Below are 15,199 nucleotides of genomic sequence, written 5' to 3'. Positions count from 1 at the left end.
GTCAGCGGAACGATCACCGTTGCTCCGGCTCAAGAGATCACTCCAGTATCTCCAGTATCTGTAAGGATTCAAGATGTATGTAACACGTCTGTTGCTATTAACCCTATAATTTATAATTTAACCGGTGTTTTAGCTTCACAAACTATAAGTCCTTCTACAGTTACAGTTACCGCTGCTCTTCCAGCGGGTATTAGTGCGTTACCTGTTTTAGTTCCTCAAAAAAACACTATCAATGTAACCGGAGCTGCCACTGGAACTCACAGTATCGCGATTAATGGAGAGGTGTTTACTTTTGGTACTGCAGCTTCAAGTAGTGCTCAGGACATAAGAAACGGTCTTATTATTGCAATCAATGCAAGCAGTGCAATTGTTACTGCTAGTAACGGAGGAAGCACAAGTGAATTAATTTTAACAGCTGATGATGCAGGAACTCCTTTTGAGGTAAACTTTGGAGGATATAGCGGAGTTGCAAACCTTACCAATACGATTACTGTAGCTAACACAAATCAAATTCAGATTACAGGAGCATTGGCTGCTAGTGTTACCGCTGGAACGTATTCCTTTACTTTAACCACTTACGCAGGAGCAAGTCCCACGTGTGCCGTTACTGATACGGAAATAGGTTCCATAACTCTTAAAACACCTTCTACATTAGTCTTAACTTCTGCTGCTGCTACTGCTTCTCAGAATGTATGTGTAAACACCGCAATCACCTCTGTCACCTATACTTATGGTGGAGGTGCAACATCAGCTCAAGTTGCCGGACAAACAATGGTAGTCGATGGTTTACCTACAGGGGTAACCGTTAGTCCTACCGCAACCACAATTACATTAAAAGGGACTCCAACTGCAACGACAACGTATACAACTATGTATAATTATATTGTTAGTAGTGTTGGATCTTCGGGATGTCCAGAAATTGTTATGTATGGAAGTATTACCGTGGAGCCAGAGGAACTGATCGAGTTAGTATCGGCTGGATCTACAACTAATCAGAATGTGTGTGCAGGGGATACACTAACGGACAACATCATCTATGATATTAAGGGAGGTGCATTATCTATAAGTCCAGCATTACCCTTGACGTTACCCCAAGGAATTACTGCTGTTGAATCTAAAACACAACAATCCAATAGAGTAAATATAACTGGTGCAGCAACAGGAACCTATATTCTTGGAGTAAACGGATCGGTTGTTTCCTATACTTATGTAACAGGAAATACTACTCAAACGATTAGAGATGCTTTAAGAGTCGCCTTATGGGGGGATTCTACAATTAGTAACGTTGTAACTGCTACAGATATTGGTACAGACGCTTTATCACTAACTGCAAAAGTTAGTGGAACACCATTTAGTGTTCAAATCGGTGGAACGGCAGGGTCAGGAAACATGTCCAATGCGATAACGGCAGCCAACACCAATCGAATTTCCATTGGAGGAATAGTTAATTCTGGAGTAGCATCAGGCTCCTATACTTACACGGTATCAACCACTGCAGGAGGGGCTTGTGCGTCACCCGACTCACTTTCTGGCACAATTAATGTTAGCGCAGCTTCAACGGTCACACTTAGTTCTGCCGCAACAAGTACTTCACAGGTTGTTTGTATGGGTACAGCAATATCAACCATAACATATAATATTACAGGAGCATCAAGTGCTACAGTTATTCCTGCTACTGCTGCTATAGTTGATGGTCTTCCAAGTGGTGTGATTTATTCATTTGATGCTGGAACGAAGGTGTTGTCAATTTCTGGAACTCCAAATACACCAGATATTATAACAACAGTTTATACTTATACAGTCTTAACGGCAGATGTGGATTCAGGTTGTACAACAGCAACTATCTCTGGAACTATTACAGTAACCCCTCTTGTAGGAGGAATAATTAATAGTGGAAATAATCAAGTTTTTTGTCAAGACCCATTGGATGCATCTGTTGTTCCAACTGCTTTATCGGTTACCGGAGATACTGCCCTAGCAGTAGGTATTGAATATCAATGGCAAAGTTCTCCAGATAATACTCTTAGTTCATATACAGATATTACAGGTGAAAAAGCTGCTACATATTCAGTTCCTTCAATTTCTACTACTACATATTACAGAAGAATGATTCAAAGAGTATCAGGCCTTATCGTTCAGTGTGAACTTCCTTCTTTAGTTCACAAAATAACCGTTCATTCAATTAATGTGGGACAAATAGCTATGCCTACACAAATATGTTATGGTACTGTACCCGATCCTTTAGTTAGTGTCAATGATGCAACATCACCAAATGGAGCAATCACCTATCAGTGGCAGTATTCACCTAATGGAACCGATGCTTCATGGGTTGATATTGCAAATGCTACTTCTAATTCATTCTCGCCTCCTGGTGCATTAATTGCAACAAGTTATTTTAGACGCCAAGTCATTAATCAATTGATTGATCAAGATAATCGAGTAACTATTGGAGGAACACCAACGGGAGGTGATGTTTTTAGTATTAGTATCAATTTAATTACAACTTCCGTTACTACTGGAACCTCAACGGGGACATATGCAAATATTTTAATTGATCACATTAATGCTAATGGATCTATACCTGTGACGGCATCACAAACAGTTTCTGGAGTAATAAATCTCGTACCTGATACTCCTGGAACTGATTTTACATTAGCCGTGGCTACTAATTCTTCTTCCGGAGGAACTATATTTAAAGATGATTCGACCCCTAATTTATGTACAAGAAATAGTGCGTCAGTAATGATTCAGGTTGTTGATGAAATTCAAAAAGCCAACACAAATAATGATCAAGCTGTTTGTTTTGATTCAACTTTAGCATCAACCTTTACAAATTTTATCGCCAGTGGTGTTTCTCCAGTTGCTCCAGCTCCAAATATTGGAGCCATAACCTATCAGTGGTCTAGTTCTACTAATAATGATAACTTCACAAATTTAGGAGCAGGTTATTCAGGGGTTACAGGAACTACTCTTACTCCTGATGGAGGAACTAAAATAACCGAAACAACATTTTATAAACTTACTACAACTAATACTTATCCAATTTATCCTGTTCAAAGATTTACGATCTCAGGGAATGGATCTGGTGTTAACGAAACGTATACTTTATCGGATGGAACCACAACAGCAACATTTACAACAGTTGTTACTGTTACAAGTAATAATGCTATTACCTCAGGAATAGTTAGTGCGGTAAATAATACCGCTCCATTAAACACTGTAATTGAAGCTTATGATTATCAAGATGGAACTATAGACATAAGAGGTAAAGTTGCTGGAACTGCAATAACTATTGCTACAGCTACTGCGACGGGTACTGCTTCCTTTTCAGCCTTATCTGTACTTAAGTCAACAACCGCATCGTGTGCATTAGATTCAGAGGTAACTACCGTTATTGTAAGTCCTGTAGAAGCAATTTTTCCTGATTTTAATTTAGCTCTATTAAATCAAGTAGTTTGTCAAGGTGATCCAATAACCGCTATTTCTTTTAATGCATCAGGGGGTGCAGCTGACCTCGAGATTCTAGGCTACACAGATTTTGATCCAGATGATAATGGTGATACTGAAGTGGGTGGCGATAATGAGCAAGCTGCAAATCCACAAATTGATGATACAGTGGAACCGCGCTTGGGACCAGATGATTTCAATTATTATGCTAATGGAAGTAACACTCAACATGGGATCACAATGACACGTTCTAATGGAATTTACACCTTTGAAGGAACTCCCAGTACTGGTACAATTGGTTTTACTATTCTAACAGAATCATATCAAAAAGATAGAATAGATATTTCTGGTAATCCAAAAATTGGAGAAAAGTATAATGTGATTATTAATTCAGTTACTGTATCAGTCACGGCAGCAACTACCTCTAGAAATGATTTAGTTGATGATTTAGTTGATGCAATAACAGCTGATCCAAGAGTAAATGGAACCAATCAAGGAAGCGTTTCAAAGTTGGGAGTTGGAGCTCAAAGTACAGCTTCTGGGACGATTATGATTTCTAATCGTCGTGAAGACGCTAAACATACTATTGGTTTTTCTAATGAGCAAGCTCAAGCAATATCTACTATTGCCTTAACAGGAGGAAATACAAATTCAGCTGGTGAAGTATATAGCATTATTATAAATGGAGTTCCGTATACTAAAACATATGGAAATGCAATTACGACTGCCACTATAGCCACTGAACTTAGCTTATTAATTGATAGTTCTGGACTAGTTTCCACTACTGTTGCTGGAAGTACAATAACAATAGAAGCAGAAAAAAGAGGAATACCACTTGTTATTTCTACAGTTGCTGCAGGAAATACTCCACAAGTTGCACTAGCGGTAACGTCAACTCAGTCAGCAACAACTTCAACAGGGTCTATTTTTACTATAACACCAATAAGATGTTTTGATTGTGAAGATCCTTCACTAAGTGGTTCTTTTACTAAAACAGATGAAGTAACGATGCCTTCGTTTATAATCGCAAATTATGCTACTGGAGCAGTTGGAAACTCTCAATTACAACAAGAAACCATTATAGATTCTGATGGTTCTAAAGTTTATAATGGTGCAAGTTGTGATACTCCTGAGATCACTTCCTTTGAATCATGTGGAGGTTCAAATATTGCTGGTTATCAATGGACTATAACCGCAGGTGCAGGGATAATAAATTCAAGCACCGGGCAAGTGAGTTGGAACCCAGATTTTATTGGAACAGCAACAATATCAGTAGCTGCTCTTGGATGTAATGGTCCCTCAAATTCACAATCTGCATCTTTTGAAATATTTCCTTCCGATCCTATTGAAGAGCATATTTATGTATCAGATGTTGTTGCAGTAACCGATGTTATTAGTGTAACAGTGGATGGGTTAACTGCTGGCTATACTGTGACCGGGCCACCTCTAACTGTTGTTTCAACTCTAGCTTCAATCACTACCTTAATTAATTCTAATTTTTCTGGAAATCCTTACAATGTTACTGCAACTGCAATCGCAAATACTTATGTACAAGTTGTTACTGATGATGCCTCGAGCCCTGCTTTTGAACTTACCATAACTGCTTCTTCAACTACTGCTTCTGCTACTGCAGTTACCATTAATTCCGTTAGTACAACTCTTCAGATTCCAGCTACTCCATCGGAACCAAGCTCGCTTGAACAATATCAAAAAACGGGTATTTCTGTTACTTTAAATGCGACAAGTACTACAGTTATTCCAGCTGGTGAAATTTATAAAATAACAATAAATGGTCGTTGTTATGATTATATTACCTCCTTTGCAGATACTGCCGATGCAATCAAAAATAGTTTTTTAAGTCAAATTAATGGAGCAACTCATACATTTAAGGATGGAGTAGGAGTCACTGCTTCAAATAGAGGCGCAGGTTCAACAAATTCAAGTTTATGGGTGACTGCTGATTATTTTGGTTATAGTGATTACGGAACAGAGTTTATAATAGACAAAGAGATTCAAGAGGTCACAGGTGATGAAAATACTCCGGGTTATAACATAAGTAGTTGGTTACAAACAGCGGTTTCTCAATACATATGTGGCCCTGTATTGGTTAGAACAGGTGCATTGCCAAATTGCGAAATAACAGCAACTACAGTCAGTACCCAATTTTTTGCTGATTCAGAAAACTATCAATACATTACTTGGTCTTTATCTTCTGAGGTTCCTGGTACTGGAAGTTCACCTACGGTTGGAGATAACATATTAGCAAGTACATTTACTCAACAAGGAATAATTGATTGGACTGAAGGGTTTCATGGGAGTTTTAATTTAAACGCAACGGCTATGGGTTGTGATGGAGTTACAACATCTCCTGTCTCAACTATAAGTGTAGTTATAGAAAGTAGAGCTGTTACTCCAACAGATATAATTATCGCAGGGGGAAGCTTTTTACCTAGTTGTCCAGGATCAACAGCTTCAACAGAATTTTATTCTAACCCAGGTTCAGGAAATAGTGTGACCTGGTCAATAGACAATAACTCTGCTGGAGTGATTAATTGTGATACAGGAGTTTTAACATGGGATTCAGATTTTTCTGGACCTGTAAATATTACTGCAACTTCAACAGGATGTGGGGCACCATCTGTAACAATTCCATTTATTGTTCCTCCAAATCCAATTCTTACCATTACATCTCCTGCAGCTAGTGAAGTTCAAGATGTATGTGTGAATCAATCTTTACCGGTTACTATAACTTATGATATTGTTGGTAACGTTACTGGAGCTCAAATATCAGCCTTAGTGTCAGGAACTACAATAGGGCTACCGAATGGTGTGGTAGGACAAACTTCTCAAACTTTCATGATTCGTGATATTACGGTAACGGGAGGTGGTAATACTGCTGTTAACGATAGTTTTAAAATTTTCATTAATGGAGAAGAGAGGGAATATGTTGCAACTGGAACTGTTTCTAAAGCAATTGTTGCAAAAGGATTGGCTGATATTATCAATGCCGAGGCAGATGGAACAAGAGATGTAAATGCTGATGCGGATACTGTAAGTGGTACAATTCGAATAACAGCAAGAACTGTAGCTACTTATTTTAGTATTTCTCTTCAAGAAACATCTGTAGCCCTAGCAATGTCAACTCCAACATTGCCTGTTCAAGGAGTTGGAGTGTTCATAATATCTGGAACACCAACAGACCCTGTTTCAAGTCCAACGAGATATTCTTATACTATAAATACCACAGGTTCAAGTTGTAGTCCTGGAACATCAATTGGATATATTATTGTTGAGCCCAATTCGTCAATTTCACAGTCCTCAGCAGCAGGTACTGAAAATCAAGAGCTTTGCGTTGGAGAGGCTTTAGTTCCAGTAACATTTGAAATATTCAATGGAGCTACTGGAGCAAATATAGCGCCATTAAATGGACTAAATGGCTTGCCAAATGGTGTTGGTCTAGCTAGTGGTAATGGTGTTTTTACTCAACAGCAGCCCGTTGATGAAATTAGTTTTTCTGGAGCAAATTCTGGATCAGTTACAGAAACTTATAGTTTGATTTTAACTGTTCAAGGAGCAGGGACTCATACTGTTTCATACTCTGCTCCACCTAATTCAACCCAAGCTACAGTAAGATCTGGATTAACTGATGCAATTAACCAGTATGTTAAACAATTGACAGTTACTGGTCAAGGAACTGCTATTACGGATTCTTGGACTGTAACAGTAACAACTGATATAGCTCGCTCAGCTACTTTTACAGCGACTCAAACACTCACTTCTAAAGAACAAATTGTAACTGGATTAGTAAGTGAAGTCAATGGGACAGCTGGTATTAAGGATGTAGTTGAAGCAGTTGATATGGGGGGTGGAAAACTTAAGCTTCTTGGAAAAGTTATTGGAACCTCAATAGATAATATTACAAGAGTTGTTTCTGGAACTGGTTTTATAGCTCTCCCCCCAATAACTTTAGACTTAACCTCTAGCCTTACAGCTACAAATACAGCTAGTGGAACTATAAGAATAACTGGAACTAATACTGGTGTTCCTCAAGGAATTATTGTGGGTACAGAACCTACAATTAATTTAACTGTAGCTCCTATAAAAGGAACTGGTGTATTCACTATATCTGGAATACCATCAGTAACTTTAAATAATATGACTGTTTATACTTATACCATAAACACAACTGGAAACTATTACTCATGTGAGGAAACTTCATTTACTGGAGCGATAAAATTAAAACCTGCTGAGGCAATTACCCGTCCAACTACAATTGTGTCGACCACTTTTTCTACTGGCACTACACAAAATGGATCTTTAACTCAACAAGTATGTGATGGAAGTGAATTAGATGGAATTAAATTTGATTTATCGGGCTCTGCAATTAGCGCAGGGGTTGCATCTTTAACTTTATTTACTGGTTTACCTAATGGAATAAGTTTAACACCTTATTCAACTGCCCAGGTAAATACCACTCAAGTAACTGGAACGATGTCCTCCGATATTTCCTTTACTGCATCAATAAACGGAATTTTATATTCGTATTCATCGGTTGCAACTCCAACCAAGGAAGCTGTAGCACTAGGACTACTATCAGCAATTAATAGTCCAATTAATAATGGAAATGGAAATAGAACTGCTCCTGTAACAGCTTCTGTTTCCGGTTCTATTTTAATTTTAACTGCTAAAGTGCCCGGTATATCATTTACTTATACTGCTACATCTACTCTTGCATCTATAATGGAAACAAGTATCGCTGGAGATATTGCCAATGATAATTATGTAACTCTAACCGGAGATCCTGATCCTGTAACTACTGCTACTACCTATTTTTATACTATTGAAACCACAGGAACAGCCTGTTTACCGCATGGAACTATCTCTGGAACAATTACACTTCTTGCAACTCCAAGTATTGCGACATCAACGGTTGCAGGAACTGACGCTCAAGAGGTATGTGAGGGTACAAATATAATAGATGTATCATTTAAAGTTTATGGAGGGGCGGTATCTCTAACCACTCAATTAAATGGTGGATTTAATCAAATACCACCTGGAATAAATCAAACCTATACAGACACCAAACAATCTGACGAAATTACATGGGCTGGGCCGGCTACTGCACCCGTCACAGAAACCTATGGAGTTCAGATTAACACTACTACTTATTTGGTAACAACGATAGTGGGAGAAACGATTAACACTTTTCTTACTAGGCTTGCTACTAGCATTAATGCTGATGTTAGTTTAGATGTGACTGCTAACGCAAATTCAAATATATTAGCACTTGAGGCTGATGCTGCTGGACCTTACCAAGGGTATTCTGTTTCAGCATTTTCTTCTACAGGAACATCTAGTTATACTTTAAATATAGTGAATACTAGTGGAACGGGGTTGTTGACACTTTTTGGAGCACCAGATCTGTCTGGAATTAATCCTCCAGTTGATGCGCCAATGACCTATACCTATATAGTTCAATCTTTAGGGAATATATATCCTAGTTGTTCAGTTTCTTCAACAACTCAATCAGCAACACTTACTGTTATTCCAGCTGAACAATTAATTCATTCAGGAACCATAACCAATACATTATTTACAGGAGCTACTGTTTCAACAACAACCAATGGTCAGCTTTCTCAAGCTGTATGTGAAGGTGGTGATATTCAGGGTATTAGAATAGAAGTCGGAGGATCAGCAACAGGAGCAACACACCCTTCACTAGTTGGTCAAAATGGACTTCCTCTAGGAGTAGTGATGACTCCTTTTAAAGAAGCGCAAGTAAAAACCACATCGATTTCAGGAACACTCACTGTAAGTGAAACTTTAACAATAAAAATAAATGGTGTAAGTTATCAGTATACCCTCCAAACTGGAGATGCAGCTAGTAATGTAGCTATTGGTTTGCGTAATGTGATTAATAATGCAATTGGAATTAGATTGAGCCCTGTAACAGCTGCTGCTTCAGGATCAATTATAACGTTAAGTGCAGATCAGTCAGGAAAATCATTTAGTTATACTACATCTACTACCACTAATACCCTTGAATTAGATGGTGACGTTGCTGGTGATGTAGAGAATTTAAATTATGTGACCATTACCGGTTCCCCTTCCGAGGTTGTTAGTAGTACGAAAACATATTCAGTTGATATTACAAGTGTCGGTACAAGCTGTACTCCTGTAAAACAAACTGTTTCTATAAGCCTTTTACCTAACTCTAAAATCAGTTTTACTTCTGCTGCTGGAACAGATAATCAAGAAGTATGTGATGGAGAACCTATCCCTTTTCCTATTACATATCAGCTTTCAAATGGGGCTACTGAAATTATTCTAGAGTCTGCTGATTTTGGTCAACAAGATAGAGTTAATATTTCTGGAGTATTTGCAGCCAATGATAAAGTAACGGTTACCATTGATGAAACGGATTATCAATACACTGTTCCAGTAGGCGCAACCGGTATTGATAATATCATTACAAACTTAGTTACAAATATGAGTGGTTCATCCGTAATTAATGCAATACCTGATCTTGCAAATGATGCTATTTATTTAAAATCATCAATAGATGGTGCAGCATACAGTTTAGAGTTAAAAACTACTACGGGAACTGTTACAAGTACAGATATTACACCCAGTTCTTCTCGTATATTTCCTAATGGAATTAGTGTTACTGAAAATGCAGTTGCACAACAACAAGTTGATATAGTTAGTGTTGCTGGAACTTTTGTTACTGGTGAAGATGTGTTTATTTATGTTACAGGTGGAGCTCCTCTAACAACAAACACATATTCCCATACAACAGTTGGAGGCGGTTTATCTGCAACAAATGTTAGAGATGCACTCATAGCTAAAATAAACGCAACTCCTGGAAGAAGAGTTCAGGCGTTAGCTGGTTCTGGAGGTGGTGATATTACCCTAACTGCTATTACTTCTGGAGCTCCATTTGGCTTATCACAATTTACTAATTCTGTAACACCAACTATTACAAGTGTCAATTCTGTTGGTTCACATAGGGTTGCAATATCTGGAACACCTAATGTTGGAGTCACTTTCCCATCAACATATTTTTACAGAATTAGGACAGCTAATAATCTTCTTGGATGCGGAGAAGATTTTATTCAGGGATCAATAAAGGTTAATCCAAAGGAAGGTATAAATTATGATTCATCGGATTCTAACTTTCCAGGCTCAGATAATGCACAACAAATATGTGTTGGAGAACAGTTAGAGGGTATTAAGTTTAATTTAACCGGGACAGCTTTAACTGCTAGTATTCCAGCATTAGCAGGAACAGTAGGTTTGCCTCCAGGAGTTTTATTAAATCCAGTATCCGTTAGACAAGTGAACATTATTGATGTTACTGCTTCAAGTGCAATTGGAGCGCAATTTTGGATAAAAATTGACGGAGTTACCTACAGTTATACTACATCTACCACGGGTGATACCGCCCTAACAGTTGCTCAACAACTAGTCTCAGGAATTAATATAGCTTCTGGCGTAAGACAAAGTGCTCCAACTGCATCCATTACAGGAACTACTTCAATTCAAATAAGAGCCAATGTTCAAGGAACTTTATTCGACCTTTCTTTTAATAATTCTATTGCTGGAGGGGGAGCTTTATCTTTAGCTTCTTCAGGAAATATTGATAATGAAAACTATATGACAGTTACTGGAACACCTAATCCAGCAACTCCTATTACTACTACTGTGGCTTACACTTTTACCTTAACTACCTCAGGCACAGCTGGTTGTTTACCAGGGGACGCGTCCAATACGGCTAATGGTACTATTACATTAACACCTGAATCAACTCTTGTTTTAAGTTCAGCGTTAGCTACTTTAAATCAAGAAGTTTGTGCAAATAATGCAATTTTACCAATTATTTACACATGGGGTGGTGGCGCAACTGGTGTGCAAGAAGTTCCAAACGCCGATCCACTTCTTCAACTACCATCCGGTCTTGTTCTAGGAAATGGAGCTGCACCAAATACAAAACAAATAATTGGAACTCCAACAGTTTCAGTTAGTCAAACTACAATATATCAATACACATTAACAACAACTGGAAACCCAACTTGTAGCGAAACAACTATTATAGGTCAAGTAACGGTTGCTCCAAATATTGTTATTGATTCAGTTGGAATTCAGGCTGCAGTTGAAGATGTTTCTTGTTCAACAGCTGGGTTTACCCCAGACGGTCAAATAGGACATCCAGTGTCGAACACATTAAGCTCTTTCATAACAGGGGGATTAGAAGATACTGCTCAGGTTGATCGGTTCTCTATAATTGGACTCACAACAAACGCCGATGTTGGAGTAGGAGACACTTATACTATTTCAATAGATGGTGTAAACTATTCAGAAACTACAAATGATCTTAATCTTGATGGTAACTCTGACCAATCTATTAGTGTGATTGCTGCTAATCTTGCTTTAAAAATTAATGGAGGATCGACTGATGTTTCTGCTGCTGCTAATGTTGGAAGTGCTGGATCTGTAGATGTTACAGCTCTGTTAGCTGGAGTACCATTTACATCAACCGCGACTCATACAACTGACAATGTTATAAGAATGACTCTATCTGGAACACCTGCCGCTACAGATGTTGTTACAATTACTGCAGGGGGTGTTTCATATGGTCATACTGTTATTGGTGGAAACACATTGATTTCAATTGCTGCAAGCTTGACAACTTTGATTGCTCCGAGTACTACTGTCACAGCCACAGCTAATGGGGATGGAACCATAGATATAAGAACTCTTAGTTTAGCAGGTTTTGTAACCTTCTCATCAACAGTTTCATCCTCAAGTGTTGCTGTAACCAGTGATGATCGATCAACTCAGTTTACAAAGACTACAATACAACAAAATTTAGAGACTAACTATATTTATTCTTGGACTAAGGTTGGAGATGTTAGTTATACAAATACTAATCTTGAAATAACAGGACTATCTGAGGGAGAATATAATTTAACAGTTTCAATTGAAGCAAATGGTGGGGCATTTGTTGGCTGTTCAGCAACAGCTAGTTTTACAATAGAAAAACCAATTATTACTATTGGAACAGTTTCTGAAACTTGTGGAGGAACTATTAATATTCCGGTATCGGGTACTTTTACCACAGATCAAATGTCAGGAGCTGGAAATATTCTGACTGCAGAGCTTTTCCAAGGATCGATTGGATCTCCTCCATCATATTCAGCTTTGTCTCCTCCAAGAATTTTAAATTTCACAGTAGGCTCTTTAGCTAAAACTTTTTCTGAGGATTTACAATTTACAGGATTAACGCCAGGATTAAAATATAGATTAGAGGTTAGAACTAATACATGTTCAATTGCTGAATTTATTGAAACAGATCCTTTATCTGCTGTCTTAGAGATTGATGAAAGTCAAATAACTATAACAGATGAGGTGTGTGCTGGAGATGGTGAAATCAATTTACCAATTGCAGCTATTACAGGAGGATCTGGTAGTTATGACTACCAATGGACAAGACTCTCCCCTAATCCACCAGTCACCTATAATGTTAGAAATTTAATCGGAATCTCTGCTGGTTTTTATGAACTAACCATCACAGATTCAAACCTTGCAAACTGTTCAGTAACTTCAATAGGTCCTATTGAAGTTAAGGGGAATGGCTCCTCTGTAACAATTTTGGGTACTACGCTGAACAATTTAGAAAATGAATGTGTTGAAGGAACAGACGGAAGAATTGAAATAAAAGTTTCGGGTACTCCATCGCCATTTATTGTTTGGGAATATCTTGTTACTACTAGTCTAGGATATACAGTCTCATCTTCTTTGAGTACAACTACCTTAACTCCTAATAGAAGAAACCTTCTTCCTGCAGATTTTACAGGTGAGGAATCTACTCCAACCGGTGGAGCTTCATCTTTTGATAATTTACCTGCCGGAATATACCGAGTTACAGTTTATGCATCTAGCGCAGCATATGTTCAGTCTTGTGCTGAGGAAATAAAAGATTTTGAAATTACTGAATCGTCTCCTGTTTCAATAGCTGAATTAAGTGGAGCTAATGAACCACTTGTAACGCAACCTCCACTTGCATGTTCTCCTAATGATATTTTACTTGGATCTATTCAAATCGCCTTGTCAGGCGGTCAACCCCCATATTTATATAGTTTAGTAGGTGGTGAGCCAACTGAACCAATTACAGGCTCAACATTCTTTAGAGACGATCTTCCTGCTGGAACTTATGATATAGTTATTTCTGATTCGTCAGGCTGTGATGTAGTCGCAAATTACCTAATAATACCAACAATTGTCCTTACCGACCCTCCTGGAAATCCTTTAGTTCTCACCGAGGGTACGATTACACCAATTCCGTGCGAGGGCGGTACTGGACAATTTATTGTTGAAACTGAAGGAGGGTATTACTCAGGATCTGTTACGGCTACTATCTTCCCTGTAAGGATTGTTTCATCAGATGGTAATTATATTCTAAATACCTCTATTACCCCAGGTCAAAACATAGTTGTTGATAATATAATTTATCCAGCTATTTATACAGTTACCGTTACAGATGAATCTGGATGTATTCCTGATGAGTCTATTGATATAACAATTACAAATGCTCCTTCTGGTCTTACTGCAGAAGCAAATTTAACAGGCTTGCAAGATTGTGGTTCTCCTGTTGTAAGTCCAACTGGTCCAACTATTAAACTTACCAATGTAGGAATTACTGGTGGCACTGCCCCATATACTATTTTATGGCAAAGAAAATCTAAGGTAAATTATGATACTTTTTCGATTTCATTTACGGGAATTGTTTCTGCCTCAGCTGGAGGAACACTTGGAGTTGTTGTAAACGGAACAACATTTACCTCATCAATGATTGTAAATGATACAAATTCCATTATGGATATAGCAGCTGAACTTAAAACAAAAATTAATGCAAATCCAGGTATTCAGGCTTATTTAAGTGGTTCTACGATTATTGTTAAATCACTTATAATAAGCAGTTTTCAAGCTCAGTCTATTGCTCCAGCTTATGGATTAACAATGAATTTGTCATCACTTTCAACTACACCAGCAACTTTTTGGAATGAAGTTCCTGGAACTGCTGGTTTAGAAATATTAACCGGACTGAGCATGGGTCAATATAGAGCTGTTGTTACGGACTCTTCCGGCTGTGGTAGTATTTTAGTTGAAAACGTAAACGGAGGGTATTTGTTTGATGTATTTGAGCCAATAGTTCTTACCGAAGGTGCGATTACCCCAATTTCATGCGAGGGTGGTACTGGACAGTTTATAATTGGAACTAGTGGAGGCACAAGATCTGATTCTGTAAATGGAACAATCTTCCCAGTAAGAATTGTTTCTGAAGATGGTAGTTATGTTTTAAACACTAGTGTTGTTCCTGGACAAGACATAGTTGCTCTGAACATAGCACTTACACAACCATACACCGTTGAGGTTACAGACGAGTCAAATTGTAGTCCTCCAATAAGTATTACAGTTACCATGACCTCAAATGCTCCACCACCTCTTGTTGCAGCAGCAAATTTAACAGGGGTTCAAGATTGTGGTCCTCCTGTTCCAAGTCCAACTGGTCCAACCATACAAATCGATGGTCCTATTAGTGGAGGTTTACCACCGTACACGATCAAGTGGGAGAAAAAAACACAATTAAACCTTGATACCTTCTCGATTTCATTTACAGGAACTGTTTCTTTCTCGGCAGGAGGAACACTTGGAGTTGTTGTAGACGGAACAACATTTGATTCTTCAATTG

At 38.1% G+C, this 15,199-nt stretch carries 1 protein-coding gene; it reads left to right on the top strand.

What is annotated here, in order from left to right:
• The coding region (locus tag AC34EU_RS06025) for a beta strand repeat-containing protein (RefSeq protein WP_489696111.1) at positions 1-15,199 on the top strand (15,199 nt) is incomplete at both ends.

Source organism: Candidatus Marivariicella framensis, from assembly GCF_982709265.1.
This window is presented reverse-complemented; position numbering and strand designations above follow the sequence as displayed.